Source organism: Shimia sp. R9_3, assembly GCF_017743755.1.
In the GTDB taxonomy this organism is placed as follows: domain Bacteria; phylum Pseudomonadota; class Alphaproteobacteria; order Rhodobacterales; family Rhodobacteraceae; genus Shimia.
Map to the genome: position 1 here is coordinate 681,292 of NZ_JAGHRP010000002.1, position 24,460 is coordinate 705,751.

The window sequence follows — 24,460 nt, forward strand, 5'->3', positions numbered from 1 at the left end:
CACTGATAAGATGGAAAGTGGTGGGCGACCTTGGAAAGTCCACCACTCCTCTAAGTGACCGCAATTGCTCAACAATCCAGAGCGGGTTAGCGGTTGTGTCTCACCTTTGTGTCTCACTTAGGGCGTTTAGGCAAGGCGTCACAGCGTAGGCGAGTGCGGTGGCCTAAGATTGAATGTCGTTGACCTTCTGTCGCTCGAAGGTAGAGTTTCCTTGATATGACTAAGCATTCGATCACAGAGCCGCAAAAGCGGTTTGTCGGAGGACCAATGGCTACAAATCAAGTGTTCACGCTATCTTCTTTCATTCGCCTTTGTCAGTTGGACACCGACCAGAAGATTGCCGCCATTGACAAGAAGATAAACGGTGGAGCGAGCTATAACTTCTATCAGAGCTTAACGCGAGCCATCCGGGCTCATCTTGCAGGTGAGAGTAGCGATGTAGTCGACGATATATTGCAATCACCCACTAATGCAGTTGAGCGCGAGTACAACACAGCCGCGTACCAAGGATTTTCTGAGAGATATGCCAGCAAACGCAAGATCGAAGCCATTAAGAGGCCGCGCACATACGACATTCCCGGACACAATATTTCGATTGCCTGCGATCCGCTCTTCCTAACAGTTGAGAAGGACACCAGCTGGGTGCATTCGATTTGGGCTGCAAGAACTCCACAGCTCCAAAGAAAGTACGCCGCTGTCGGCTGTTTATTGCTGCGCGAGTGCTACCGAAGCACCGCACTTGCCAACAGCACTTTCGCAATTGCTAACCTCACCAATGGAAGCAGAACCGGGGAGAAGTCTGTATCCAATACTACACGGGCTATTCTGCGAAGCGACGCCAGCACCATTGCAAATTTGATAGCGGACGTAAGCTAATGACCCGTAAGACGTTGATCTTCGGCAATGGGCTGGGTATGGGCCTGTCGCCTGAGTTGTTTTCTCTCGACAATGCGCTTGCTTATGTGTGGGAGGATGACATCCTTTCTGATGCTCAGAAAGGAATGATCCGCGCCTGTCTTCCCGAAGATACAGAGTATGAGCGACCCAGCAGCGAGGAAGACTTGTATGTCCTGCAGCGTGTGTTGGCTTCTTGCGATTTCCTAGATGGTATTGAGCTAGAGGACGAGGCGCACTGGCTGTCAGAGCACGGTAGAGAGTTTCCGTCTTCGATCCGAAAGTTCGTGCATCAGGTTGCATGCTGCTTTCACGATACCGGAGAGGAATTGCCATATGAGTTTGTTGAGCCCCTCACTGATTTCATCCATGAAACGAAATCGCACGTGGCGACACTTAACTACGATCCTCTGCTATACGAAGCGTTTCTCGGTTCGCATGTTCTGCGCGGGTACAACGGTGACCTAATAGACGGTATGACACGGACCGGGTTCTCCAAAAACAACATGATGAGGAAAAACCCCGACAGGCTTGGTTGGTATCTACACCTGCATGGGTCACCTCTATTCTATGATGCGCCAAACGGACGTATCAAAAAGTTTCGGAGGCACCAACTCATTGGTGAGCAGGTTGACAGCACCCACTTAGTTCTCACTCATGTAAGGCATAAGACCGCTATCATTTCTGCATCAAGTTTATTGTCAGAGTATTGGCGCTTCTTGGGTAAGGCTTTGAAGGAGAGCAGTGAGGTCGTGCTCTTTGGTTACTCTGGCTATGACACTCATCTCAACAATCAGCTAGCAAGTAGGTGCGCAAACAAACATGTGCGTGTGGTGGAGTGGAGCGGGTCACAGCCCGACAATGACAGGTTGGCCTACTGGCGAGACAAACTCAAGAACGATGTCGAGGTCGTTCACTTGGATAGCATCCTTGACTTTGTCGACTGGTAGCAAGTTGTCGATTTAGATTTTTTGACAAATTTTTTCATGCCCCCATCTATGTGAGGCGACAGTCGAACGGCCCCCATACCCCTTCACTCGGTTGCATGAAGATTGCTGAGTGTATCATGCACAACCAACGTTGACGATTGCAACATCGGTGCGTACCTTGACCTCCAAAGGCAGAGTAGGGGCCAGCGGTCATGCAGCAATACATCATCTACAAGCGGGTGAGCACCAAGGAACAGGGGCGCAGTGGCTTAGGCTTGGATGCCCAAGAGCGCGACATCGACCTGTACTTGGAGCGGTTCAGTCCAGCACCCTATGACGTGGTGGGCACCTTCACCGATGTCCTCAGCGGTGCTGACAACACTAGGCCTGAGCTAGAGGCGGCATTGGCGTTGGCGCGACAGACCGGAGCCATCCTCCTCGTCAGTAAGTTGGATCGGTTGTCACGCAAAGTGTCTGTCATCGCCGCACTTATGGAAGACAAGAAGGTCACCTTCCGAGTTGCTCAGATGCCCAACGCCGACAACTTTCAGCTTCACATCTATGCGGCATTGGCAGAGCAAGAGCGCGCCTTCATCTCAGAACGTACCAAGGCGGCACTGTCGGAGGCAAAAGCACGCGGTACAAAGCTAGGTGGTTTGAGAGACAAGACCATGAAGCGCAACGATGCCGTCAAGGCCAACGCAAGAGCCCGGGCAGAGAAGGTCGCAGGACTGATCATACCTTTGCGCGATGCTGGTAAGTCATTGAGAGAGATAGCAGAACACCTCAACACAGCAGGCGTTGTAACCGCTCGGGGCGGTCGATGGCAGGCGTCGCAGATCAAACGCACTTTGGACCGATTGGAAGTGCCCCAAGAGCCGCTGTGAGCGCCTTCAGAGATGCTCAGAGGCCGCTGGGGTGTCTGGGGTTGGAACACGGTCAGAGCATCACTCTGCCGCCTCTCCGGCGCTTCCGGTTTCTTGTAGGTCATCCGAGTGTTTGATGCGCGGCGCTGGGCGTTGCCATGCTTTGAGTTCTGAACCCACAGTGCCGTAGAAATCAGGCACGATGGCTTCAAGGTCAGCGATAAAGTTGCCCTGCTGTGTGAAGCGTCCACCGAGCCTCTTGCTGTGGAACACATGAAAGCCATGAGCAACGAGATGCTCCTTGCCCTCGTTGCACAGTTCCACATTCTCACGCAGGTCTGAGACGAGGTGTTGCGTTGGCTCGCTAGCTCCGGGCCACAACAATCTCACATGTAGGTCTGTCGTGTCCTCTGTCTTTATCTGACGTAGTAGCCAGTTCACGCGGGCTTTTGTGGTCTTCTTGTCATCCGGGGCGCGCAGGCTCATTCCCACCTCTACAGTGCGACGCATAAGGTCGGCTGTGACATCCACATTCGCAGCTGCGTCAGGCACGTTGAGTGAAACGGATAAGCGGCAGTTATCTTTAAGATCGGTGAGCTCATCCTTCTGCCTCAGTGCTGGATCGCTCTGGTGCTTCCGAGGAAGCTTTTCTAGCACGATGGTCTCCGTCATGCGGCTCAATATTAAGGTCAGGTCTCGCGTCTCTTGGTGCCAAGCATAGATCACTTCTTTGGCTTCGGGTGACCGTGCGGGAATGACCCCACCGCTGGAGACAAGCCTGTTGAGCTCTGTCCAAGCCTTCGGCATCTTATCGAACCCTTTGACGCCTGCACTCTCATGGCTCAGGAAGCGGTGAAGCTCATGCAGCAAGAATGTCTGGTCGTCGTCATCGATGCCTTCTGTATTCAACAGCAGATCGGCAGTGGTGAGGACATGCATCCAAGACCAATGGTAGACAGGTATCTTAGAGCGGCTCTTCCGCACGTCCTCAATGGGGTGAGCATCAGGAGAGGTTGCGAATTGGTTTGATATGGTGATGACGCAGTCGATGCCATTCTCTTTTGCCAAAGTCCGATAGCGTTCTATCTGATCAGCATCGAGATCTGAGTTTCCAACCTTGGCTTCTACCAAAGCCTTCCACTCTCGCGAGCCGACTTTGACAACGATGAGGCCGTCTGGTCTATCACCCGACTTGCCTGTCTGGCTCTTAAAAACGACTTCTGTGTAAGTGCTGACCTTGGCCCTTGTGCCCAGCTTTTGTCCAACTCCGCCAAGCAGCGTCGCGCCAAACTCCCGCACCAAACTCAGGCAGGAAAGCACTATGGCCGTGGTGCGCCCTTCTTTCGACGTGGTTGCGAGAACAGGAAAGAGCCGAGCTTGGTCGCCTTGTACGACATTTTCGGGGAGATCAGTATTGGGCATGACAAATTCCACTTGGAAGAAATGCAGGTATTCAACGCTCTAGCCGTCAACTCTGTCAACCTTTAGGGGAATGTGCGGGTGATGCGTCGCCTTGACGCTTGGGGAGGTATTCCGGCTGCGGGGCTGGCACTTGGGCTTTTTGGGGGAAACCCGGAAGCCCATTTCGCAGGGGGAAGCTAGGGCACCATAGAAGCGCCTGAGAGCATGTTCAGAGCCTCAGAGACTGCCTTGGCCTCAGGCTTGCCGACAGAGCCTCTGAGCGGCGCTCCGGGGCGCGTCAATGGCTGCAGTCCGGGGTGGCCAATCCCCATATGATCAATCCTCTGCGCCCGGTATCTGTCTCAGCTAGTATAAATACTTAGGTCTAAAAAATGCTATCGCATGAAGATACCTATTTGAAAATCCAGCAAGTGAGCTTTACTGCTTAAAATATTGATATTAATATATAATAATGAATTTCATGTGTTTGAATATACAGGGAATACTTCTAGCCATTAGGGCTAAAGAATACCTGAGGCGTTTATGTTGGACAGTGCTCCTTGGGTTGCTGTGGTATCATACAGTTAGCTCATAACCGGATTAATAGAGTGGATTATACTAATCCGGTACAACTCGGAACTTATTGACCTCCGGATATAACTGATCGGGCAGAAACCCAGCGGTGAAATAAGTGTCATACGTCATGCCGTTCTGCTTGTGACCAAGAATGGCTTTCTGAAGCTGCTCGGGAACATTCTTGCGGGCAAGCTGGGTATTCATGGTGTGCCGAAGGCTGTGGAACACTAAAGCTTCATCGTCGATCCCAAGACGCGGCAGGAAGCTATCGCCGAACCATCTCCCAACGTTGCGCCCATAGCCATTCTTTGGGCAATAGGAGAGTGCTGGAAAAAGACGCACTGTACCTCGGGCACGGAGTTGCTCAACGAACTCCAAGAAACCCAAAGCTATCAGATCGGCATGGATAGGTATGACACGTTTGGACGATGCGTTCTTGAGGCGCTTGTTGGGGCTACCTTCAGTTGTGATGTCGATACAGGCTATCCCGCCTAGGTCTTTGACATCGGACACGTCCAGTTGAGCAACTTCGTTGAGCCGCGCACCTGTGTACATCGCCACCAACGTCACCCACTTATGTTCTGGCTTTTTCACAAGCCCGTCTGGGTTGATGGTAAGATGATGGTGCAGGCGGCTCAGTTGATCATCGCTGAAGGCTTTTCTCGCGGGCTCTGAGGTCGCGCTCTTCAGCTTCAAGCGTAAGCCATCAAACACATTATCCTCAACGTAGCCATTCAGTTTCGCCCAGCCGAGAAGGGATTGGTAATGGCCGATGTAGACGTTCACCGTACGCGCCGTGGGCGTCTCAATACCTTTCAGGTCCAAGATGTCCCTGACGGGCTTACCGCGTGTCTGAGGGTTCTTGCTGCGGTTCTTGGGCATCCTTTGCAGGATGTCTTTGATGTCACGTGCGTCAGCCTTGGTCAGACTTGCCAGAGGCTTGCTGTCGGTGAGCTCAGCCAGCAGGTTGAGGGCTTCGATTTTTTCGGAGCGCGTCTTTGCAGCCCATTCTTGTGAGCGATCTTTCTCCCGCATGTAGCGATCCACCACGTCCCAGAAAGGTTCAGCCGGGATTGTCGCTGGTGTCGAGGCTGTAGGAGTAGGCGCAGCCGCCACATTGGTTGAGGGCAGGGCTTCGGTCTGTAGGTCGTCAAAAGACTGATTGTGGGCCACAGCCTGAGAAGTGAAGGCGCGCCACATCTTGTGCAACTCCTTCAACATGAGTGTTCGTGTCTTCTCAGTAAGATCGGGTTCAAGGTCCCGGGCTTCACAGAGCGACCTCAGAGCGCGCTCAGCCCCTTCGGCACCGATGGTGTCACACCACTCCTCAAACGGCATCTCTGAAGCCCACTGGCTATTCTGCAGCGCGGTAAGGTGCAGCCCCTCCATTGGCCCATCTTGACCAATGCCTTCCCTGAAGTTTGAGAGGGCGACTTTCAGATATTCTTGGACGTGGTGTCGGATTTCATCATAGCGCATGCCGCGAGCGGATGCCGCAGCCAGAGCGGATTGTCCAGAGACCGTGAGGAGGCGGGAAAGCGTCGCGGCCACTCTTGGTTCGCGGGTCGCCAAAGAGACCTTGAGATCGGTCCTACGACGCTCCGGATGGGCGGAACGGGGGATTGGAAGGCGGAGGTAAAAGACGCCGTGACGGGACGTGCTGAGGTAACTTGCAGGACGCATATGTGTCTCACCTGTGCGGCGCACTGGGTCAAAGCATATGCTAAGTCACTGATAAGATGGAAAGTGGTGGGCGACCTTGGAATCGAACCAAGCGTGCGTCTCCGCGAGGGAGTTACAGTCCCCTGCCACACCTTGCGGCCTGTCGCCCACTCTCCTGAGGCGCGCTGGCCTCGTTGGTGTGAGGGGGTGATTACTGTGATGCGCGGGGGGCGTCAACCAGAAAAGTGGTTGCGTGAGGCGCTTCTTTTGCCCATTGGTGAAACCCTCTTATTTTGAAGGTGCAGAGCGATGAAAAAACCCAAGTGGGTCGTGGAAAAAGAACAGGCCAAGCGCAAAGAGGCGTCAGAAACCGTCTGGTTGTTCGGTTTGCACGCGGTGCGGGACGCACTGGCGAATCCCGCGCGGGAAAAATTGCGCCTGATCGTGACCAAAAATGCGGCGGATAAACTGGCCGAGGTCATCGCCGCTTCCGGCATCACGCCCGAAGTGGTCGATCCGCGTAAATTCAAAGCCCCGATTGATCCGCAATCAGTGCATCAGGGCGCCGCGCTTGAGGTGAAACCGCTCAACTGGGGTCGCCTTGCTGATGTGGCGATCGCCTCTGATGACCGTCCGCAGCGGCTGATTCTGCTCGACCGGGTGACCGACCCCCATAATGTGGGTGCGATTCTGCGCTCTGCCGAAGTGTTTGGCGCGCTGGCCGTGATTGGCACCCGTCACCACTCCGCACCGGAAACCGGCGCACTGGCAAAAACCGCCAGCGGGGCACTGGAACGCCAGCCGTATCTGCGCGAGCGCAATCTGGCGGACACCATCACGGCCCTGCAGAACATGGGCTATCTGGTGCTGGGCATGGACGGCGAGGCGGAGCACACCATTGAACATGCGCTTGAGAGCAAACGCGACATGCCCATCGCGCTGGTCTTGGGTGCAGAAGGCCCGGGCCTGCGGCAGAAAACCAAAGAGACCGTGGACCAACTGGTGAAAATCAATTTTGCCGGGGCGTTTGGCTCGCTCAATGTCTCCAACGCTGCGGCTGTCGCGCTTTATGCCTCACAGCCGCAAAGCGCACAAAGTTGAGCGCGGCGCGATGCCTCTTCCTCTTGCCAAAAATATCCCCGCCGGAGGCTCCCAAGGGCGCGGCGCAGTGCTTAGGTAGAGGCAGAAACGCCAGAACGCGGAGGAGGGGCTCATCGCACACGCATCCAAAATCGCCACTTGCTGTTATTGCGGCACCCGCGCGGCCCTTGTGCTGCGCGGCGATGCCCGCCACGAGCTCGCCTGTTCCAATTGCGGCGCGCCTCTGCATGATCTCAAACACCTGCGCGTGAGCGCAGTGCAGGAGGCAGCGCCCAGAAGCAAAGACAAGGGCGAGAAGCGGCTTAAAGCCAAATCGCCCGACTATGCTGCCTACAACGCAAAATCGGCCAGCAAGCCGCCAAAGAATAAGAAACGCCCAAAGCGCAAAAAGAAATCCACGGTGGGTTGGTTTTTGAAAGAGGCGTTTGATGTGATTGAAGACATCTTTGATTGAGCTACGGTATCGCCGCGCCAGCTTCTGCACCTGAAGATAGGCCGCTGTTATGGCCCAACAAATCCGCTCAGTTCCGCCGCGCCATAGGTGCAATTGTAAAGGTTTTGGTAACGCTATCTTCACATGAATCTGATCATCTCTTCACATCCAGTTCTGCGATCTTATGTAGAGTAACAGGAAACACAGCCATCGGAGCCGCTGTGTTTCGCTTCACTGTCCCTCGTTCCGAACCTGCGCCCAAGGTCCCCCCTTGGGCGTTTTTTTGTCTGACGCCTGAACTCGTCCGCGCCCATTTGAGTTAACCCGCTTTAAGCGCGGCGTTGCGAATAAGCGTTTCAAGTCTCACACAGGTGCACTAGCCTGCCTCCATGAGCGACACAGACGATTTTCTCCGCAAGATTCTCAAACGCAGCAAGGTGATCGCCGTTGTCGGCGTCTCCATGAATACGGTGCGGCCCAGCTACTATGTGGCGCGGTATCTGTCGCTGAAGGGCTATCGGGTCATTCCGGTCAATCCGGGCCATGCGGGCAAAACGCTCTTTGGCGAAACAGTGGTGGCTGATTTGTCCGAAATTTCAGCGCCAGTGGACATGGTGGATATCTTCCGCCGCTCAGAAGCGGTGCCGCCGATTGTCGATCAGGCGCTTGCCCAGTTGCCGACGCTCAAAACGATCTGGATGCAGATCGGTGTGGAACATGCCGAAGCCGCAGCCAAGGCAGAGGCACAGGGGATTGATGTCATTCAAAACCGTTGCCCCAAGATCGAATATCAGCGCCTCTTTGGCGAGCTGCGCATGGGCGGCTTTGCCACTGGTGTGATTTCGTCCAAACTTTAGCCGTTGAAACGGGGGCTGTGATCAAGCCGCGCTGACGTCCGTATTGCTGCGGTCCAGCAGACGGGCCATGACTTTCACCAGCTCATCTTTGCGATATGGTTTGCCCAGACAGGCATTCATACCCGCCTTCAGATAGGCGTTGGTCTGTTCGGGCAGGATGTTGGCTGACAGCGCCACAATTGGCGTGCGCTGGTTGGGACCGGGGCCGCTGCGCAGGATCGCTGCCACTTCCACACCGTCCATATCCAGAAGCTGGATGTCCATCAGGATCAGATCGTAGCGCCGCGTCGCGCAGAGCTGCAGAGCAGGGCGGCCATCATCGACCACATCCATGGTGATCTGCATGCTCTCCAGAAATCGGCGCACGATCAGCTGGTTGGTCTTGTTGTCTTCCACCACCAGCACATGGGTGCCGGCAAAATCAGTGGCTGAGGGCTCAACTACGTCACCCACGGGGAGCGCAGGCTCGCTTTCCTGTGTCTCTGCTTCGATCAGCGGGAAGGTGAACCAGAAGGTGCTGCCCAGCAATGGCGTGCTGTTCACGCCAATCCGGCCGCCCAGCAGCTCCACCAGCTCTTTACAGATCGCAAGGCCCAACCCCGTGCCGCCAAACTCGCGGCTGGTGGCGGTGCTGGCTTGCTCAAACTTGTTGAACACCCGGGTTTGCGCCTCTTCGGTGAGGCCAATGCCCCGGTCTGTAACCGAGACCCTGACAAAATCCCCATCCCGGATCATCTCGCAGCGAATGTCGCCCTCCTTGGAGAATTTGATCGCATTGCTCAGCAGATTGGTGATCACCTGATTGAGCCGCACCGGATCCCCGCGCAGGCAGCTTGGCAGGCGCGGGTCCTGATAGACTTTGAGCTCAAGGCCCGCCGCCGTGGCCGCCGCCTGCTGAGACTGAACCGCCGTGGTCAACAGCGCATCGCGCGCAAAGGGGATCTGCTCAATGGTGATGCCATCCGCAGCAATCTTGGAATAATCCAGCACACCGTTGATCAGCCCCATCAGGTTCCGCCCTGAGCTGCGCCCTATCTGCACCAGCTCTTTCTGTTCCGGGGTCAAATCCGTTTCGTCGAGCAGCTGAAGAACGCCACTTAACCCATTGAGAGGGGTGCGGATTTCATGGCTCATCTTGGCCAGAAACTCAGATTTCTGCGCATCCGCCAGCTGCGCCTCATCGCGCAGCTCTTTGAGGTGGACCTCTTTTTTGTTCACCTCGGTAAAATACATCGACAACCCTGCCATCAATGTGCAAAGCGCTGCGGTCATCGCCAATGTGCCTTCTACAGGGAAGGCATCAAACACAATCGACAGCACCAGAAAATTTGCCACCATCAGTGCCGTTGCAATGCGCGCGCTGAAACGTCCCACAAGGATGAGCAGGATAATGGGCGGCCCGATCAGAAACAGCTCCCGCCGCCAGATGTCAGAGCGATCCGCGATCAGCAGGTATTCCATGTGGACCCAGAAAATCGCCACCAGCACAAAGGCAGCCAAGCGCAGGTTATGGGTCCGGTGCCAGATCGCGGGCACGGTGAAATAGGTCAGGCAAAACAGGTTGGAAATCAGGACCCCATGATCGGGCAGCGTGTCAGAGATATAGTAGACCGGAATGCTGTGCAGCAGGCCGATTGTCCCCACAATCAGGGAAAAGACACAGACCAGGCGTGTCCGGGCGTGGTCGAAATTGTCGTCGACCGCCATCTCCGGCCAAAAGTAGGCAAGGAATGCGCTTGAAATCGCCTTGAGTGGTTTGGTCATGCTCAATCGTACTCGTGATCACTGCCGCTGTAACCCAGCAAGCGTTAAAGCCTGCTGAATACATATAGTGGAACTCTGTTCCAAAATGCGTGAATTATCTATCTGAGGCCCTTGGCGGCAAAGACTTTGTTGCGTTCTTCCCAGACGTAACGCTCATCTTCCAGAACCGACGCCCAATATAGGTATCCGCCATACCGCCAGGGGTCGAGCACGATGCCCTCGCGCATGCTGTCGCCCTTTGCACTCACAATGACCGTGCTGTGTTCGATGCGAATATTATCATGATTGGCGATGGCGCGGTGCAGCGTCAGACTTTGCAGGTCTTCCTGACGTAGGCGCGCCTCAAGGTCATCGGCCCAGTGCCAGCATAGGCCACGCGGCCTAAGCCCTTGATTGACTTTGGTGTTGTGAATCAGAGGGCCGTCGGTGACGTTATAGGCCACGCGCAGCTCCAGCGGGTATTCATAGGCGATGCGTGCCACGCGGTTGGCCTCATCGAGGTCCACATCAGCATTAAGCGAGAGGATTTCCCGTGCCAGCCCTGCGGGATTTGGCTTCAGCGCCTCTTGGGGCACGCCACATGCTGTCAGAAACAGGGCCGCAATAAGCCCCCAAATCACCAATCCCAAACGTGTCATACCGCCTGCCTCAAATACCAGTTGGCCACCTATAGGAACCCTCCGGACTTGGCAATTGCGGCCCGTATCACGCTTTGGTGCGCGCCGCTTTTTCGGCAATGCCGCTCATGCCTTGCCGCCGCGCCAGCTCCGCCAGCACATCCTCCAACGCCACATCCCGCGCCTCCAGCATCACCAGCAGGTGAAACAGCACATCCGCCGCCTCATAGGTCAGCTTCTCGCGGTCGCCCTTAACGGCTTCGATCACCGCCTCAATGGCTTCTTCGCCAAACTTCTCGGCGCATTTCTCCGGCCCTTTGGCCAAAAGCTTGGCCGTCCAGCTGCTGTCCGGGTCCGCTTTGGCGCGTTCGGCAATGGTGGCCGCAAGATCGTTCAGAACACTCATGTCAGCCTCATCGGGATACCGGCGTCATGCATATATTGCTTGGCTTCCTGCACGGTGTATTCGCCAAAGTGGAAAATCGATGCGGCCAGCACCGCGCTTGCGCCGCCTTTGGTCACGCCTTCCACCAGATGGTCCAGATTGCCCACGCCGCCCGACGCAATCACCGGCACGTTGACCGCATCGCTGATGGCTTTGGTCAGCGGCAGGTTGAAGCCCGCCTTGGTGCCATCACGATCCATCGAGGTCAGCAGGATTTCCCCTGCGCCTTTGGCCACCACCAGCTTGGCAAATTCCACCGCGTCAATTGGGTTGCCGTCCTGATCCAGCGCGGCTTTGCGACCGCCATGGGTGAAGATACCCCATTTGTTCGGCACGCCGTTCTCATCATGGCCAATGGTCTTGGCATCAATTGCACACACAATGCACTGGCTGCCAAACTGCGCTGAGGCTTCAGCGATCACATCCGGGTTGGCGACAGCAGCGGAGTTGAAGCTCACCTTATCCGCCCCCGCCAGCAACAGCCGCCGCACATCGGCCACGGTGCGCACGCCGCCACCCACGGTCAGCGGCACAAAGCATTGCTCGGCACAGCGCTGCACCATGTCGATCATCACGCCCCGGTTGTCATGGGTGGCGTGGATGTCCAGAAAGCAGATTTCATCCGCGCCAGCGGCATCATAGGCGCGCGCGGCCTCCACCGGATCCCCCGCATCGCGCAGGCCAACAAAGTTCACACCTTTGACCACGCGGCCATCAGCGACATCCAGACAGGGAATGATGCGGGTTTTTAGCATTGGGCACCTCTTTGCGCCCTCATACCCGCTTATCCGCGGGACGCCAAGAGCGCGGTTTTTCCGCTTATCGAGAAAACGTGATTGGCAAATCGCGCTATGATGTCGTGACTGATCCCACGATCTCATTTTTGGAGCAGATCACCATGAAAAATATTCTCATTGCAGGAGCCATTGCCTTGTCTTCCACCCTTCCGGCCCAAGCGGAGCTTTTGTCTGTCCCGTCCAACAAATCTGTCGCACAGACTGTTGATGCGCTGGCCGCTGCCGTGGAAAACGCCGGTGCCAAAGTCTTTGCGCGTGTGGACCACGCAGGCGGGGCTGCCAAAGTGGGCGCAGAGCTTTCTGATGCGGAGCTGCTGATTTTCGGCAATCCGAAGATTGGCACCCCCGCCATGCAGGCAGACATCAAGGCCGGGCTGTTCCTGCCGCTCAAAGTGCTGGCCTATGAGGACGCACAAGGGCAGGTCCATCTGACCTATGAGGACCCGGCGCAGATGTTCGCGGGTCTGGATATTGCCGAGGATGCCGCCTTTATCGCCACAATGCGCGGCGCTCTGGCCAAACTGACCGCCGCAGCGGCGGGCGAGTAACGCCTTTGGGGGCTGCGGGCGTCAGCCCGCGACCCGACGAAGCGCATCTCGTATGATCAGCACGTGAAAAGGCATGATCGTTGCCAGATACAGGCGGCCTGTCAGGTTGTGCCGATGCACCCATGTTGACAGATAGACATGCTCTCCCGTGCTGTAGATCGACACACGGAAATCCAGATGGTGATCGTTGAACCCGGCGATCACCTCCTGATCTGTCTGCGCCTCAATCGGGAAAATGCCAACATGATCTACACTCGCATGGGCGTCCTCGACATCTGATGGGCCTTTGAGGCCCAGCGGTGCCACCAGCTTATTGCGCAGCGCCACCAACATCTGCGCCCAGTCTGGAAAACGCGTGACTTCATCCGCCGCCACACGTGCGGGCAGGGCGCATTTTGCGCGGTAACAATCCAGAAAATCGTCCTCTGCCACGCGACTCTGCAGCAGACTGTCCGCTGGCAGCTGCGCTGCGCTGACTTTGGTGAATACGCCCAACATTTTGCAGCTCCTTTTCGTCGCCTCACCTCAAAATCTGGGAGTGCGGGAGCTTCGAAGCCAGAGGACCAATCGTCACGCCTTGGGGGCTGCGCGGCGTCTCAGGTCGGCGGCAATCATCAGGATCAGGGCCAGCATGGCCACAAATCCGATCGGCAGCGTCAGCACAACAAGCCCCGCCTTGGAGTAGGCCGCGTTAAGCTGGCTGGCGATATTGACGCCATCCACCCAGCAGCCGTTCTGCTGGAGCGCCAGCCCAAAGTCACAGCCGTGTTTTTCCGCCGTGCTTTGGGCCCAATACACATATGCCGCCGGGATCAGGGAGAGGACCAATATCAGGCCCAGCCCCCCATAAAAGATCCGGCGGCGCAGGCTCATGCCTTCAGGACTTTCAGCGCCTCAGCCAGATCAATCGCCCCGTCATAGAGCGCCCGGCCCGAAATCGCCCCGTTCAGCGCGGCACCACAGTCCTTAAGCGCCTGCAGGTCTTCCAGTGAGCTCACACCACCAGAGGCAATCACAGGGATCGAAACAGCCTGCGCAAGCGCTGCGGTGGCCTCCACATTGGGGCCTTTCATTGCGCCATCGCGCATGATGTCGGTGTAGATGATCGCCGCCACACCTGCGTCTTCAAAGGATTTGGCCAGATCGGTGACCATCACGTCGGTCTCTTCCGCCCAGCCTTTGGTCGCCACTTTGCCGTTGCGCGCATCAATGCCCACAGCCACTTTGCCAGGGAACTCCTTGGCCGCTTCGCGCACCAGATCGGGGTTCTCAACCGCCACGGTGCCCAGGATCACGCGGCTCAGGCCTTTGTCGATCCAGCGCGCGATGGTGGCCATATCGCGGATGCCGCCGCCCAGCTGAGCCGGCACATTGGTCTGCTTCAGGATCTCTTCCACCGGCGCGGCATTCACCGGCTCCCCGGCAAAGGCGCCGTTCAGATCCACCAGATGCAGCCATTCACAGCCCGCGTTGACAAACTCCATCGCCTGCGCGGCGGGGTTTTCGTTGAACACGGTCTCTTTGTCCATGTCGCCATGCAGCAGGCGCACGGCATTGCCGTCTTTGAGGTCGATGGCCGGGTAGAGGATCATAAGCGGGCCCTGTTTTGTCTGAGTGATTGTTGGCCAAGCGTGTGGCACGGTCTTGCTCAAATTGCAACGCGGCTGGGCTTGGTCAATACCGCCGCGTGACCCAAAGTCAGTGTTGATCGGAATCGCCCGCTCGCGCAGTCTTTGCCCAACATGCATGGGAGGAAACTATGAAAAAGACTTTTTTGGCAGCGGCCATGGCGATTTCAGCCGCAACAGCAGCCTTTGCAGAGCCTGTCGCAGGCACTTGGAAAACCCAACCCGGTGACACTGGCGGCTACCTGCACGTGAAAATTGCACCCTGCGGCAATGCTGTTTGCGGAAATATTGACAAGGCCTTTGACGCCAGCGGCCAAGCCATTGCCAACTATGAACATCAGGGCAAAAAGATGCTCTGGGACATGAGCGCAGATGGTGGTGGGGCCTATTCTGGAGGCAAAATCTGGGCGCCGGATGCGGACAAGACTTACAAGTCCAAAATGACACTCAAAGGCAATACACTCACAGTCAAAGGCTGTGTGGCCATTATCTGCCGCGGCCAAGACTGGACGCGTATCAACTGATCTTGGCTGAACCAGTGGGCGAAAGGCGCAGAGCAATCTGCGCCTTTTTCATTTGCGGTTCAGGCTTGAGGACGCGACCGTTTTACAGCGCGCCGGTGTATTCGCCACGCGCCGGATAGTTGTTGGCAATCGCAAAATCCAACGCCCCGACCAGTTCCGAAAAATGCGGGCGCACAAATGGCATGGTCTGCACCGAGCCGTAATAAAGCGCCTGCTCAGGGCTCACCATAAACAGCCCGGGCTCGGAAAACAGGGCCGGTTCTTCAATCCCGATCGACGTCTTGCCACGCGAGGTGGAGATGTAGAGGCCCCATTCCTTGGCCTTGGTCAGCGGCAGATCATATGCAAACCGCAACCCCTTGGCGTCAATTTTCTGGACCATCTCCGCCGCGCGCTCTTCACCATCGCTGCTGACCGCCACACAGGTCACACCACGCTCGGCAAAAGCATCAACCAGCTTTTCCAGCTCTTTCAGATAGTTGGCGCAAATTGGGCAATGCAGCCCGCGGTAAAAACACACCACAGTGCCACGCTCTGAGCCTTCACTGGCCAGATCAAATGTGCCGCCGCCCACAAGCGGCAATGTCAGGTCGGGGGTCTTCTGGCGGGGAATGAGCATGAGGAACTCCTGGTAATGGTTAAAAAAACGGCATGCTTGTGTTATTGCAGTATTCTGGGCACATTAAATCCGAATAATCATGCTGAAAATCCGAGGTGCCCTTGGACCGTTTAACCACATTAATGGATAAATTTCACCTAACGGTGCGCAGCGCCCCGCTTGCGCGCGCCAATCTGCTGGTCTTTGGCGATGACGACGGGGCGCCGCTCGACGTGGTGTTCTGGCCGCGGGGCCGCAAGGGACAGGTCGCGGACACGGCCGCGATCTTTGCTGCAGAGGTGGATTGGATGGGGCGCTCAAATCCGCTGATGGCGTCTTTGCCGGAAACGCTGCGCTATGATCTGCGCGATGAAGGGGACAGCCGCGCGCTGGTGCGGCTGATGGCCGAGGAAACCGCAGGCAACCGCTGCGGCGCACAATCGGTGGTCAATCGGCTCGGTGAGGCCCTGATGGTGCGGCTGCTGCGCGATCAGATTACCAGAGGCAGCACCGAGGCCGGGTTGCTTGCCGGGCTGGCCGACCCGCGCCTGTCCCGCGCCATTGTGGCGATGCATGATCAGCCCAGCCACCTCTGGAGCAACGCGGATCTCGCCGCGCAGGCCGGGCTTTCCCTGTCGCGCTTCTCAGAGCTCTTTGCCGCCACAGTCGGGGAAACGCCGATGGGCTATTTGCGCCGCTGGCGTTTGATTCTGGCCCATCAGGACATTTTACGCGGCGATCGTGTCGATGCCGTGGCGCGCCGCTACGCCTACGCCAGCCCGGAAAGCTTCACCCGCGCCTTTCGCAAAGCCCATGGCGCAGCCCCATCTTCCTTGCGCGCCGCCTGAGGCCCCTGCGGCCCCAAGGCTTCTCATTCTCAAAATATCCCGGGGTCGCCACCGCTTGCGGTGGCAGGGGCAGCGCCCCTATCCAAAGCGCAGCTTAAGGCGCCCACTTCAGGAAGTTGCCAATCATCCGCAGACCGATGTCCTGGCTCTTTTCGGGGTGGAACTGCATGCCCACTATTGTGTCCCGGCCAATGATCGCGGTCACGTCGCCCCCGTAGTCCACATGCGCCAGACGTTCTTCTGCCTTAGTCACATGGAACTGATAGGAATGCACAAAATAGGTGTGATCGCCATTCTTGATGCCCTCCAAAAGCGCATGGGGGTGGTCAATCACCAGGTTGTTCCAGCCCATATGCGGCACCTTCAGGGCGCTGTCGCTGGGTGTGATGTGTTTCACATCGCCTTCAATCCAGCCCAGCCCCTCGGTCAGCTCATATTCATGGCCGCGGCTGGCCATCAGCTGCATGCCCACACAGATGCCCAGAAACGGACGGCCCTTGGTTTCGACCGCTTCCACCATGGCGTCATAGATGCCCTTGTGGCCGCGCAACTCTGCGGCGCAGGCCGGGAAAGCCCCGTCACCGGGCAGCACCAGACGATCCGCCTTGGCCACCACCTCGGCGTCAGAGGTCACCACAACCTCACCGCCATCCACCTCCGTCGCCATGCGCTGAAAGGCTTTCTCGGCGGAGTGCAGATTGCCGGATTCATAGTCGATGATCGCTGTCAGCATAAGCGGATCCTCTGAAAGTCTTGACTGGTCTCAAACGTAGGGTGCGCTCTCAGAGCGCACCTTTGGTGGAGGGAATGGCATCCGCCTTACGCTGGTCCACCTCAACCGCTTCGCGCAGCGCACGCGCCACCGCTTTGAAAGCGGCTTCGGCGATATGGTGGCTGTTGAACCCGTGGATCTGATCCACATGCAGGGTGATGCCCCCATGGGTCGCAAACCCCTGGAAAAACTCGCGCACGAGCTCAGTGTCAAAGGTGCCGATCTTCTGGGTCGGCATCTCAAGGTTCCAGATCAGATAGGGGCGCGCGGAGAGATCCAGCGCGGCCCGAACCTGCGCATCATCCATCGGCAGGTGACAGGTGGCATAGCGGCGGATGCCTTTCTTGTCGCCAAGCGCCTGCGTCAGCGCCTGACCCAGCGTGATGCCCACATCCTCAACGGTATGGTGGTCATCAATGTGATAGTCACCCTCGGCGCGGATCGTCATATCAATCAGGCTGTGGCGCGACAGCTGGTCCAGCATGTGGTCAAAAAAGCCCACACCGGTTTTGTTGTCATAGGTGCCGCTGCCATCCAGATTGATGTCCACGGTGATTTTGGTTTCCGCGGTGGCGCGGGTCACGCTTGCCTTGCGCATGGGAGACGTCCTTCGCTCTCTGTATTGCCGCGTCCTTATAGGGGCGGGCAGGGGGCAGGCCAAGGGGGCGGATTTTCAGATTGTGAGGCAGGTGGCATTTGTGCCAGTTTGAGGCCAAATCAAATGAGGGCCTTCATGACCACCTGCGTCTTTATTCAGATCCGCTGCAAACCCGGCACCACCTACCGCGTCGCCGAAGAGATTGCGCTGAAGGAAATCCACTCAGAGCTGCATTCCACCAGTGGTGACTACGACCTCCTGATGAAGCTCTATATTCCGGAAGGCGAAGACGTGGGCAAGTTCATCAACAGCCACATGCTCGACATTCCCAACATCGAGCGCACGCTCACGACGCTGACATTTAAGGCGTTTTGATCCCACAAGCCGCAGGGGACAGCGCAGCGTGGCCTCTGTTGGAGGCCTTCGGCGAGAGTATTTTGGCAGAATGAAGGCTCAGCCTAGGTGAGCCTTCCGCCAATCCAGGTTGCCGCAATCGCGCGGTCATCTCCCATCATGATCGTCGGGAAGAGCGCTTCCCAGAGGTCCTCTGCCCGCGCGCTGCGTTGGGCAATCTCCGGTGTGCTGGCGAGGTTCAGCACCACAAGGTCCGCCTCCATCCCCGCCGCCAAATTTCCGATCTGATCTGCCATATGCAGGGTCTGCGCGGAGCCTTGGGTGGCGAGCCACATCAGCTCGGCCGCATGCAGCGGGTGGTGGCGCAGCTGTGCCACCTCATAGGCCGTCGCCATGGTGCGCAGCATGGAAAAGCTCGACCCGCCGCCGGTGTCAGAGGCCAGCCCGATCTTCTGCCCTTGGGCCATCAGCCCTTTGAGGTCAAACAGCCCGGAGCCAATAAACGTGTTGGAAGTGGGGCAATGGATCAAACCCGCGCCAACCTCGCGCAGCCGGTCTTTCTCACGCGGCTCCAGATGGATCGCATGCCCATAAAGCCCGCGCGCGCCCAGCAAGCCAAACTGCTCATAGGTATCAAGGTAATCCCGCGCCTCAGGGAACAGCTCCCGCACCCAGGCGATCTCATCGGTCTGCTCGCTCAGGTGGGTCTGCATCAGGCAATCAGGATGCGCGGCCCAGAGCGCGCCAAGGGCTTCGAGCTGTTCAGGGGTTGAGGTTGGCGAAAACCGTGGCGTGATCGCATAGCTGATCCGCTCCACACCGTGCCACCTCTCAATGAGCGCCTTGCTGTCGTCATAAGCGCTCTGCGGTGTGTCGCGCAGCCCCTCAGGCGCATTGCGATCCATACAGGTCTTGCCCGCCACAACCCGCTGGCCCCGGCGCTGGGCCTCGCTGAAAAACGCCTCCACCGACTCCGGATGGATGGTGCCATAGCTTGCCATTGTGGTGACCCCATGACGGGCGGTCAGATCAAGATAAGTCTTGGCGATTTCATCCGCATAGGCGCGATCCTTGAACCGCATCTCTTCAGGGAAAGTGTAGCTGTTGAGCCAATCAATCAGCCGCTTGCCCCAGCTCGCGATGATGCCGGTCTGCGGGTAATGCACATGGGCATCGACAAAGCCTGCACAGATCAGCTGATCGCGATAGTCCACCACCTGCGCCTCGGGATGGGCGGCTCTCAGCTCTGCGCCATCCCCAACCGCGGCGATCTTGCCATCCCTGATCAAAACGCCCCCATGGGTCAGGTGCCGCACCGCGCTCTCAATTGGCGTTTCAAACGGGCTGGCGGCAAAAGACAGGGTCTGACCAAGCAGCAAAACAGGAGGGGGCATCACGGCAAACTCCGCAGTATCGGGCATCATTTGATCACGGGGCGCAGGCCGTTCTTAGAGGGGGCCTTTTTTGGCGTCAAAACCGTCGCATCCCATTGAGTTCTCTCCCTGCTTTAAACTATGGTCCGGGCCAAGTCCAAGCCTCGTCCGCGCATCGCCAGAGGGCTGGACGGATCAGAGCAAACGCCCCGCAGCCACCGATGAAATTCGCGGCGCTCAAGCGGCAGAACGAGAGAGCAGGTGCCATGACCCAAGCCATCGATCAGACCGCTGAGATTGCTGCTGAGACCGAAGAGCAGGACGACTACACCCTAAGCCCGAAACTGGTGGCCGGTGTGCTCTACGCCATTGAGGCGGGCGACCGGGCCACGCTGCTCGATCTGATGGAGCCGCTGCACGCGGCGGACATCGCCGACCTTCTGGAACAGATCAACGCCTTTGACCGCCGCCGCCTTGTGCAGCTTTACGGGGCGGAGTTTGACGGGGAGATCCTCTCCGAACTGGATGAAGGTCTGCGCGAAGAGGTGATGAACGTCCTGCGCCCGGATGTGCTGGCCGAAGCGGTGCGCGAGCTGGAAAGCGATGACATCGTGGATCTGGTCGAGGATCTCGATGAGCCGCAGCAGGAAGCCATTCTTGATCAGCTTGAGGATGCCGACCGTGTCGCGGTGGAACAGGCGCTCAGCTATCCGGAGAACACCGCCGGCCGTCTGATGCAGCGCGAGACCGTGTTTGCCCCGGAGCACTGGAGTGTGGGGGAGACCATCGACTTCCTGCGCAACGCCGAAGAGCTGCCCGAGCAGTTTTACCATGTGATCCTTGTGGACCCGCGCATGAAGCCTGTGGGCAATGTCACGCTCGGCAAGCTCATGTCTTCGCGCCGCGATGTGCTGATGGCGACCTTGGTGGAAGAGGTCTTTCAGGTCATCCCGATCACACAGGACGAAGAAGACGTCGCCTATGCCTTCAACCAGTATCACCTGATCTCCGCCCCTGTGGTGGATGAGGACGAACGTCTGGTCGGGGTGATCACCATTGATGACGCCATGGTGGTTCTGGATGAGGAACACGAGGAAGACATCCTGCGCCTCGCCGGTGTGAGCGATGAATCGAGCCTCTCAGACACGATTTTCAACGCCGCCAAGGGCCGTGCCACATGGCTGTTTGTGAACCTGCTCACCGCCATTCTGGCCTCAGGCGTCATCAACCTCTTTGCCGATACGGTGGATCAGATGGTGGCCCTTGCGGTCTTGATGCCGATTGTCGCCTCCATGGGCGGCAATGCCGGCACCCAAACCATGACGGTGACCGTGCGCGCGCTCGCCACCAAAGACCTCACAGCGCAAAACGCCATGCGGGTGATCTGGCGGGAGCTCTCTGTGGGTGCGCTTAATGGGGCGCTCTTTGGCTTCATCATGGCGCTGGTGGCAGGCGCGTGGTTTGGCGTGCCGATGCTGGCGGTGGTGATTGGCGTGGCCATGCTGCTTACCCAGATTGCCGCCGCGCTGGGCGGCATCCTGATCCCCATGGCGCTCGACCGTATGAACATCGACCCGGCTCTGGCCTCCGGCCCCTTTGTCACCACGGTGACAGATGTTGTCGGCTTCTTCCTTTTCCTCGGGCTCGCCGCCCAGGTCCTTTTGTGAGTGACTGACCATGACCCCTGAAATGACATTGAACGATCAGAAAGCCGCCGCCCGCAAAGCCGCATTTGCCCGCCGCAAGGAGGCCTTTGCCATGGCAGGCCCCGGTCAGGCCGGGCATCTCTCTGAAGTGCTCGCAGGCCATCGTGGCGTGCCGCTGGCGGGCTATATGCCGATCCGCACAGAGATTTCGCCGCTGGCCGCCATGGCAGAGGCCGCGGCCCATGGCCCGGTCGGGGTGCCTGTCATTCAGGGCGAAGCCATGCCGCTCAAATTTTCCCGCTGGGAACCTGATGCGCCGCTGCGCGATGGACCGTTTGGGGCCAAGGTGCCAGAGGTGGATGATTATTTTGAGCCGGAAATCGTGATCGTCCCGCTGGTGGGCTTTGATCTCAAGGGCGGGCGTCTGGGCTATGGAGGCGGCTTTTATGACCGCACGCTGGAGCTGCTGCGCAGCCGCCGCGCCACATTGGCAATCGGCTTTGCCTTTGAAGAGCAAATGGCCGAGGCCCTGCCGCTGGAAGCCACCGATCAGCCACTGGATATGGTGATCACCCAAAGCCGAGTGATCGAGTTTTCTCGCTGATCAGGCACCGCCCGTCGTGCCACATCGCACGCGCTGGGCGATGTGATCGTAAGGATCAGGTTGCCCGTTTAAATCAGGTCGCCTGCGTGCGGAAGTATTCCCAGCCATCCACCGCCTGACCGCTTGGCAGGATGCAATAGCCCACGGCATTGCCCTCCGCATCTTGGCGGATCTCATACTGGTTGCCCTTGTCCACACAGAGCGTCGCCGCCGGATTGGCCAGATTGGTGGGATCATTGGGGTAAGGCTCGGTGCAGCCCGCAAGGGCGAGGGCACCAGCGGCGGCAGTCAGGGCTAGGATGGGTTTCATAATTCACCTGTGGTTGGAATGACTTGCCCCAAGATACCGCGTCAGGCGCATAGGGCAAGATTGGATGTGGCCTGCGCGCTCCGGCGCTGTTGTCGCTGGCAAAATGTGGCTTGCGCAGTCTTTCCGCAGTTCGCGCCAAATTCAGCCATAATTGGTTGTGATTAAGCTTCATACACGCATAGCGAGTTTTGAACTATGATCAAAGATCTGGCGCAGGCCCTTCAGGTTGTCCTTGTGTTTGACAATACACGACAGTTCAAGCGCCAGTTCAAAGCGCTTGAGCGCCTCATTCCGCGCCTGCAGGACGCGCTGAAGGACTATGGCCCCTGGACCAGCTTGAAAGGCTATAACTCGCCTCATCATCTGGGGCTGGCCACGGATCAGGTGAACGTCACACTGGAGCGGTTTGACAAGCCACTGCCGCAGGATGGGTTCTCCTCGGTGTTGTCCAACGCGCTAACAGCGGCGCTGCGCCCTGATCTGTTTCAGGCGGTCAAACAGCATAAGCGGGCCATCCTGATTGAGGTCGCTCCGGGCTCTGTGCCCGGCTTTGCCGCTGCAATGGCCAACAGCGGCGCGGACAGTGACTTCATTGCCAGTCTCGGTCCTATGTTGGGGGATATTGCCAACACCGACAGCTTTGAGCGCCGGTTGCTCATTGCCCAGACCGTTGCCACGGCCCTGATTGGCGAAATGATGCCCTCTGCGGTGCATTGGTGTCAGTCCCACCAGCTGCTGGACGGGGCCACATTTGTGAAACTGGCCTCCGTCGGCTTTAATCCCGTGCTCTATGTCGCGCCCTTTCCCTTTGGGGCTGGGGCAGGGCCTGACGGCACACAGAAGGTCGGCCTGCGCGCCCTCGGGTCACAGTATTTTCTGGGAAAAGAGGTGATCTTTGCCCCGGACGCCACTGAACCGCAGCAGCTGTTTCAAAACCATCAGCATATTCTGGAGTTCCTGACCTATTGCCGCGCGCTGGGGCGCATTTTGGGAGATATGGAAACCTTCAGCACTGACGCGCCGGGGGCTGATGTGATCGAGGTGCGCCACAATGCAGACAACCCGCAGTTTCCCAACGGCTACATAGAGTTGCGCAGACGGTTGCCCGACGCGCCCAAGCCCCGCAGCGTGGTGACCACACAAATGCTGAGCGAACAACAGCTCAGCGCGGCGGTGCGCGGTGACCGCAACGCCCTGCCGAAAAATACGCAGCAACCGGCAGAGGTCGGCCCCCAAAGCCTGCGCAGCAAGCTCCGGTTCCTCTATGCCACCCTGCGTTATCACAGGGTTGGCCGCCTGCTTGCTGGGCTTGTGTTTCTCTACATCCTCTTCACCCAATTCCCCGCGCCGGAGTTTCTGGTCGCCTATGTGGAGGGGCGCTGATTGGTGCGCTGATTGGTGTGCGGCGCCACAGGATGCGCAGGAATGCGCGCCGGTGGTGGTTCCTCCCTTGAGGTGAGCCGCGATCAGGGATAGGACCATCCCCCATGAAAATGCTCTTTCTAGGTGATGTGATGGGCCGCGCCGGGCGCGCGGCTGTGGTGGAACGCCTTCCCAAGCTGCGGGAAGACTGGCGGCTCGATTTTGTCGTGGTGAACGGCGAAAACGCTTCCAACGGCATGGGGCTGTCTGGCGCCCACGCCAAGGCGCTGCTCGATGCCGGGGCCGATTGTCTCACGCTTGGCGATCACGCCTTTGATCAGAAAGACATGCTGCAGTTCATCCAGTCAGAGCCGCGCATCATCCGCCCGCTCAATTACGCTCGTGGCGATGTGCCGGGCAAAGGCTTCCGCGTGTTTGAAGCGCGCGGCGGGCGTAAGGTGCTGGTCACCCAGGCGCTGGGGCAGGTCTTTATGAAGCAGCCTTATTCCGATCCGTTTTCCGCCGTGGATCAAGTGCTTCGCGCCCATCCGCGCGGCGGCATGGTGCAGGCCGCCATCGTCGATATGCATTGTGAGGCCACTTCCGAGAAGATGGGCATGGGGCATTACTGCGATGGCCGCGTGAGCCTTGTGGTGGGCACCCACACCCATGTGCCAACGGCAGACACCCAGATCCTGCCCAAAGGCACGGCCTTTCAGGCGGATGCGGGCATGTGCGGTGATTACAACTCCGTCATTGGCATGGAGAAAGAAGAGCCCATGCGCCGCTTTGTCACCGGCATGCCCAAGGCGCGGTTCACACCCGCGCTGGGGGAGGCGACGCTCTCAGGGGTTTATGTGGAAACCGACGACCGCACCGGCGCCGCCACCCGCATCGAGATGGTGCGTCAGGGCGGCAGGCTCAGCCAGTCCGGCCCAAGCTGACGCCTTTAA

At 58.0% G+C, this 24,460-nt stretch carries 29 protein-coding genes and 1 tRNA gene; 14 read left to right on the top strand and 16 right to left on the bottom strand.

Going from position 1 to position 24,460, the window contains the following annotated elements; genetic code table 11:
• Positions 1 to 267 precede the first annotated feature (267 nt).
• The 3 genes from J7412_RS07785 to J7412_RS07795 all read left to right on the top strand — a co-directional run bounded on the left by J7412_RS07785 (position 268) and on the right by J7412_RS07795 (position 2,710).
• On the top strand, positions 268 to 876 hold the full coding sequence (locus tag J7412_RS07785; protein WP_209078126.1) for a hypothetical protein: 609 nt from the start codon (positions 268 to 270) through the stop codon (positions 874 to 876).
• Positions 876 to 1,844: an SIR2 family protein gene (locus J7412_RS07790; protein ID WP_209078127.1), complete on the top strand. Its 969-nt coding sequence runs from the start codon at positions 876 to 878 to the stop codon at positions 1,842 to 1,844. The genes J7412_RS07785 and J7412_RS07790 overlap by 1 nt, the downstream gene beginning before the upstream one ends.
• A gap of 191 nt (positions 1,845 to 2,035) precedes the next feature.
• Entirely contained in the window at positions 2,036 to 2,710 is a 675-nt protein-coding gene (locus tag J7412_RS07795) for a recombinase family protein (protein WP_209078128.1), read from the top strand.
• 60 nt (positions 2,711 to 2,770) lie between these two features.
• On the opposite strand, the gene J7412_RS07800 is transcribed toward J7412_RS07795, so the two are convergent.
• From J7412_RS07800 to J7412_RS07810, 4 genes are all read right to left on the bottom strand, one after another.
• On the bottom strand, positions 2,771 to 4,111 hold the full coding sequence (locus tag J7412_RS07800) for a hypothetical protein (RefSeq protein WP_209078129.1): 1,341 nt from the start codon (positions 4,109 to 4,111) through the stop codon (positions 2,771 to 2,773).
• 176 nt (positions 4,112 to 4,287) lie between these two features.
• Positions 4,288 to 4,422: a hypothetical protein gene (locus J7412_RS22015; RefSeq protein WP_280637721.1), complete on the bottom strand. Its 135-nt coding sequence runs from the start codon at positions 4,420 to 4,422 to the stop codon at positions 4,288 to 4,290.
• A 286-nt stretch (positions 4,423 to 4,708) separates the two neighbouring features.
• Positions 4,709 to 6,145, bottom strand: coding sequence for a site-specific integrase (locus tag J7412_RS07805; RefSeq protein ID WP_209078130.1), 1,437 nt, complete (start codon positions 6,143 to 6,145; stop codon positions 4,709 to 4,711).
• 268 nt (positions 6,146 to 6,413) lie between these two features.
• Positions 6,414 to 6,497, bottom strand: a tRNA-Tyr gene (locus tag J7412_RS07810).
• A gap of 140 nt (positions 6,498 to 6,637) precedes the next feature.
• Here J7412_RS07810 and rlmB point away from each other — a divergent pair.
• The 3 genes from rlmB (at position 6,638) to J7412_RS07825 (ending at position 8,719) form a co-directional block, all read left to right on the top strand.
• Entirely contained in the window at positions 6,638 to 7,429 is a 792-nt protein-coding gene (gene rlmB / locus J7412_RS07815) for a 23S rRNA (guanosine(2251)-2'-O)-methyltransferase RlmB (protein ID WP_209078131.1), read from the top strand.
• Positions 7,430 to 7,598: 169 nt separating this feature from the next.
• A complete protein-coding gene (locus J7412_RS07820) occupies positions 7,599 to 7,883 on the top strand; it encodes a hypothetical protein (protein WP_348540481.1) in 285 nt (94 codons plus the stop codon).
• A 368-nt stretch (positions 7,884 to 8,251) separates the two neighbouring features.
• The gene (locus J7412_RS07825; RefSeq protein WP_209078132.1) at positions 8,252 to 8,719 is read left to right on the top strand and encodes a CoA-binding protein; all 468 of its coding nucleotides are present in this window, start codon (positions 8,252 to 8,254) and stop codon (positions 8,717 to 8,719) included.
• Positions 8,720 to 8,740: 21 nt separating this feature from the next.
• Here J7412_RS07825 and J7412_RS07830 read toward each other — a convergent pair whose 3' ends face one another.
• The 4 genes from J7412_RS07830 to hisF all read right to left on the bottom strand — a co-directional run bounded on the left by J7412_RS07830 (position 8,741) and on the right by hisF (position 12,300).
• Positions 8,741 to 10,483, bottom strand: coding sequence for an ATP-binding protein (locus tag J7412_RS07830; RefSeq protein ID WP_209078133.1), 1,743 nt, complete (start codon positions 10,481 to 10,483; stop codon positions 8,741 to 8,743).
• A 98-nt stretch (positions 10,484 to 10,581) separates the two neighbouring features.
• Positions 10,582 to 11,121: a hypothetical protein gene (locus J7412_RS07835; protein WP_209078134.1), complete on the bottom strand. Its 540-nt coding sequence runs from the start codon at positions 11,119 to 11,121 to the stop codon at positions 10,582 to 10,584.
• Between the two features lie 67 nt (positions 11,122 to 11,188).
• Positions 11,189 to 11,506 carry a phosphoribosyl-ATP diphosphatase gene (locus tag J7412_RS07840; RefSeq protein WP_209078135.1) on the bottom strand — a complete coding sequence of 106 codons (318 nt, stop codon included), beginning with the start codon at positions 11,504 to 11,506 and terminating at the stop codon, positions 11,189 to 11,191.
• The gene (gene hisF, locus J7412_RS07845; protein ID WP_209078136.1) at positions 11,503 to 12,300 is read right to left on the bottom strand and encodes an imidazole glycerol phosphate synthase subunit HisF; all 798 of its coding nucleotides are present in this window, start codon (positions 12,298 to 12,300) and stop codon (positions 11,503 to 11,505) included. Before hisF ends, J7412_RS07840 begins: the two co-directional genes overlap by 4 nt.
• A 143-nt stretch (positions 12,301 to 12,443) precedes the next feature.
• Here hisF and J7412_RS07850 point away from each other — a divergent pair, with 143 nt between their 5' ends.
• Complete coding sequence (locus J7412_RS07850; RefSeq protein ID WP_209078137.1) at positions 12,444 to 12,890, top strand: DUF302 domain-containing protein; 447 nt, start codon at positions 12,444 to 12,446, stop codon at positions 12,888 to 12,890.
• 21 nt (positions 12,891 to 12,911) lie between these two features.
• On the opposite strand, the gene J7412_RS07855 is transcribed toward J7412_RS07850, so the two are convergent.
• The 3 genes from J7412_RS07855 to hisA form a co-directional block, all read right to left on the bottom strand.
• Entirely contained in the window at positions 12,912 to 13,388 is a 477-nt protein-coding gene (locus J7412_RS07855) for a DUF2867 domain-containing protein (RefSeq protein WP_209078138.1), read from the bottom strand.
• A gap of 72 nt (positions 13,389 to 13,460) precedes the next feature.
• A complete protein-coding gene (locus J7412_RS07860; protein ID WP_209078139.1) occupies positions 13,461 to 13,763 on the bottom strand; it encodes a hypothetical protein in 303 nt (100 codons plus the stop codon).
• A complete protein-coding gene (hisA, locus tag J7412_RS07865; protein ID WP_209060597.1) occupies positions 13,760 to 14,482 on the bottom strand; it encodes a 1-(5-phosphoribosyl)-5-[(5-phosphoribosylamino)methylideneamino]imidazole-4-carboxamide isomerase in 723 nt (240 codons plus the stop codon). Before hisA ends, J7412_RS07860 begins: the two co-directional genes overlap by 4 nt.
• Before the next feature lie 167 nt (positions 14,483 to 14,649).
• Between hisA and J7412_RS07870 the strand changes: the two genes are divergently transcribed.
• A complete protein-coding gene (locus J7412_RS07870) occupies positions 14,650 to 15,042 on the top strand; it encodes a DUF2147 domain-containing protein (RefSeq protein ID WP_209078140.1) in 393 nt (130 codons plus the stop codon).
• A gap of 82 nt (positions 15,043 to 15,124) precedes the next feature.
• Here the strand turns inward: J7412_RS07870 and J7412_RS07875 are convergent, their stop codons facing one another.
• Positions 15,125 to 15,661 (bottom strand): peroxiredoxin-like family protein, encoded by a 537-nt coding sequence (locus J7412_RS07875; protein WP_209078141.1) that lies wholly within the window; start codon positions 15,659 to 15,661, stop codon positions 15,125 to 15,127.
• Positions 15,662 to 15,783: 122 nt separating this feature from the next.
• Here J7412_RS07875 and J7412_RS07880 point away from each other — a divergent pair, with 122 nt between their 5' ends.
• Positions 15,784 to 16,488, top strand: a complete 705-nt coding sequence (locus J7412_RS07880; protein WP_247743803.1) for an AraC family transcriptional regulator — start codon at positions 15,784 to 15,786, stop codon at positions 16,486 to 16,488.
• A gap of 94 nt (positions 16,489 to 16,582) precedes the next feature.
• Here the strand turns inward: J7412_RS07880 and hisH are convergent, their stop codons facing one another.
• Together hisH and hisB are read right to left on the bottom strand one after the other, a co-directional pair.
• Complete coding sequence (hisH, locus tag J7412_RS07885; RefSeq protein ID WP_209078143.1) at positions 16,583 to 17,221, bottom strand: imidazole glycerol phosphate synthase subunit HisH; 639 nt, start codon at positions 17,219 to 17,221, stop codon at positions 16,583 to 16,585.
• Positions 17,222 to 17,270: 49 nt separating this feature from the next.
• A complete protein-coding gene (gene hisB, locus J7412_RS07890) occupies positions 17,271 to 17,858 on the bottom strand; it encodes an imidazoleglycerol-phosphate dehydratase HisB (protein ID WP_209078144.1) in 588 nt (195 codons plus the stop codon).
• Between the two features lie 135 nt (positions 17,859 to 17,993).
• On the opposite strand from hisB, the gene J7412_RS07895 reads away from it, so the two are divergent.
• Complete coding sequence (locus J7412_RS07895; protein ID WP_209060590.1) at positions 17,994 to 18,233, top strand: Lrp/AsnC ligand binding domain-containing protein; 240 nt, start codon at positions 17,994 to 17,996, stop codon at positions 18,231 to 18,233.
• Positions 18,234 to 18,316: 83 nt separating this feature from the next.
• Here J7412_RS07895 and guaD read toward each other — a convergent pair whose 3' ends face one another.
• The gene (guaD, locus tag J7412_RS07900) at positions 18,317 to 19,633 is read right to left on the bottom strand and encodes a guanine deaminase (RefSeq protein ID WP_247743804.1); all 1,317 of its coding nucleotides are present in this window, start codon (positions 19,631 to 19,633) and stop codon (positions 18,317 to 18,319) included.
• A gap of 218 nt (positions 19,634 to 19,851) precedes the next feature.
• Here guaD and mgtE point away from each other — a divergent pair, with 218 nt between their 5' ends.
• Together mgtE and J7412_RS07910 are read left to right on the top strand one after the other, a co-directional pair.
• The gene (mgtE, locus tag J7412_RS07905; protein ID WP_209078145.1) at positions 19,852 to 21,252 is read left to right on the top strand and encodes a magnesium transporter; all 1,401 of its coding nucleotides are present in this window, start codon (positions 19,852 to 19,854) and stop codon (positions 21,250 to 21,252) included.
• A gap of 22 nt (positions 21,253 to 21,274) precedes the next feature.
• Entirely contained in the window at positions 21,275 to 21,835 is a 561-nt protein-coding gene (locus J7412_RS07910) for a 5-formyltetrahydrofolate cyclo-ligase (RefSeq protein ID WP_209062000.1), read from the top strand.
• A gap of 73 nt (positions 21,836 to 21,908) precedes the next feature.
• Here J7412_RS07910 and J7412_RS07915 read toward each other — a convergent pair whose 3' ends face one another.
• Positions 21,909 to 22,145 (bottom strand): DUF333 domain-containing protein, encoded by a 237-nt coding sequence (locus tag J7412_RS07915; protein ID WP_209060586.1) that lies wholly within the window; start codon positions 22,143 to 22,145, stop codon positions 21,909 to 21,911.
• Between the two features lie 195 nt (positions 22,146 to 22,340).
• Here J7412_RS07915 and J7412_RS07920 point away from each other — a divergent pair, with 195 nt between their 5' ends.
• Both J7412_RS07920 and J7412_RS07925 read left to right on the top strand, forming a co-directional pair.
• Positions 22,341 to 23,528, top strand: a complete 1,188-nt coding sequence (locus J7412_RS07920) for a hypothetical protein (protein WP_209078146.1) — start codon at positions 22,341 to 22,343, stop codon at positions 23,526 to 23,528.
• A 104-nt stretch (positions 23,529 to 23,632) separates the two neighbouring features.
• Positions 23,633 to 24,451, top strand: a complete 819-nt coding sequence (locus J7412_RS07925; protein WP_209078147.1) for a TIGR00282 family metallophosphoesterase — start codon at positions 23,633 to 23,635, stop codon at positions 24,449 to 24,451.
• Positions 24,452 to 24,460: the final 9 nt, after the last annotated feature.

Bases quoted from the DNA above. Each gene is read 5' to 3' on its own strand.
- J7412_RS07785 (WP_209078126.1), top strand. From the start codon at position 268: ATGGCTACAAATCAAGTGTTCACGCTATCTTCTTTCATTCGCCTTTGT.
- J7412_RS07825 (WP_209078132.1), top strand. From the start codon at position 8,252: ATGAGCGACACAGACGATTTTCTCCGCAAGATTCTCAAACGCAGCAAG.
- J7412_RS07835 (WP_209078134.1), bottom strand. From the start codon at position 11,121: ATGACACGTTTGGGATTGGTGATTTGGGGGCTTATTGCGGCCCTGTTT.
- J7412_RS07840 (WP_209078135.1), bottom strand. From the start codon at position 11,506: ATGAGTGTTCTGAACGATCTTGCGGCCACCATTGCCGAACGCGCCAAA.
- J7412_RS07800 (WP_209078129.1), bottom strand. From the start codon at position 4,111: ATGCCCAATACTGATCTCCCCGAAAATGTCGTACAAGGCGACCAAGCT.
- J7412_RS07925 (WP_209078147.1), top strand. From the start codon at position 23,633: ATGAAAATGCTCTTTCTAGGTGATGTGATGGGCCGCGCCGGGCGCGCG.
- J7412_RS07850 (WP_209078137.1), top strand. From the start codon at position 12,444: ATGAAAAATATTCTCATTGCAGGAGCCATTGCCTTGTCTTCCACCCTT.
- hisH (WP_209078143.1), bottom strand. From the start codon at position 17,221: ATGCTGACAGCGATCATCGACTATGAATCCGGCAATCTGCACTCCGCC.
- J7412_RS07805 (WP_209078130.1), bottom strand. From the start codon at position 6,145: ATGCGCTATGATGAAATCCGACACCACGTCCAAGAATATCTGAAAGTC.
- J7412_RS07875 (WP_209078141.1), bottom strand. From the start codon at position 15,661: ATGCTCATTCCCCGCCAGAAGACCCCCGACCTGACATTGCCGCTTGTG.
- J7412_RS07915 (WP_209060586.1), bottom strand. From the start codon at position 22,145: ATGAAACCCATCCTAGCCCTGACTGCCGCCGCTGGTGCCCTCGCCCTT.
- rlmB (WP_209078131.1), top strand. From the start codon at position 6,638: ATGAAAAAACCCAAGTGGGTCGTGGAAAAAGAACAGGCCAAGCGCAAA.
- J7412_RS22015 (WP_280637721.1), bottom strand. From the start codon at position 4,422: ATGGGGATTGGCCACCCCGGACTGCAGCCATTGACGCGCCCCGGAGCG.
- guaD (WP_247743804.1), bottom strand. From the start codon at position 19,633: ATGCCCGATACTGCGGAGTTTGCCGTGATGCCCCCTCCTGTTTTGCTG.
- mgtE (WP_209078145.1), top strand. From the start codon at position 19,852: ATGACCCAAGCCATCGATCAGACCGCTGAGATTGCTGCTGAGACCGAA.
- J7412_RS07830 (WP_209078133.1), bottom strand. From the start codon at position 10,483: ATGACCAAACCACTCAAGGCGATTTCAAGCGCATTCCTTGCCTACTTT.
- J7412_RS07790 (WP_209078127.1), top strand. From the start codon at position 876: ATGACCCGTAAGACGTTGATCTTCGGCAATGGGCTGGGTATGGGCCTG.
- J7412_RS07860 (WP_209078139.1), bottom strand. From the start codon at position 13,763: ATGAGCCTGCGCCGCCGGATCTTTTATGGGGGGCTGGGCCTGATATTG.
- J7412_RS07880 (WP_247743803.1), top strand. From the start codon at position 15,784: ATGGATAAATTTCACCTAACGGTGCGCAGCGCCCCGCTTGCGCGCGCC.
- hisA (WP_209060597.1), bottom strand. From the start codon at position 14,482: ATGATCCTCTACCCGGCCATCGACCTCAAAGACGGCAATGCCGTGCGC.
- J7412_RS07920 (WP_209078146.1), top strand. From the start codon at position 22,341: ATGATCAAAGATCTGGCGCAGGCCCTTCAGGTTGTCCTTGTGTTTGAC.
- J7412_RS07855 (WP_209078138.1), bottom strand. From the start codon at position 13,388: ATGTTGGGCGTATTCACCAAAGTCAGCGCAGCGCAGCTGCCAGCGGAC.
- J7412_RS07870 (WP_209078140.1), top strand. From the start codon at position 14,650: ATGAAAAAGACTTTTTTGGCAGCGGCCATGGCGATTTCAGCCGCAACA.
- J7412_RS07795 (WP_209078128.1), top strand. From the start codon at position 2,036: ATGCAGCAATACATCATCTACAAGCGGGTGAGCACCAAGGAACAGGGG.
- hisB (WP_209078144.1), bottom strand. From the start codon at position 17,858: ATGCGCAAGGCAAGCGTGACCCGCGCCACCGCGGAAACCAAAATCACC.
- J7412_RS07895 (WP_209060590.1), top strand. From the start codon at position 17,994: ATGACCACCTGCGTCTTTATTCAGATCCGCTGCAAACCCGGCACCACC.
- hisF (WP_209078136.1), bottom strand. From the start codon at position 12,300: ATGCTAAAAACCCGCATCATTCCCTGTCTGGATGTCGCTGATGGCCGC.
- J7412_RS07910 (WP_209062000.1), top strand. From the start codon at position 21,275: ATGACATTGAACGATCAGAAAGCCGCCGCCCGCAAAGCCGCATTTGCC.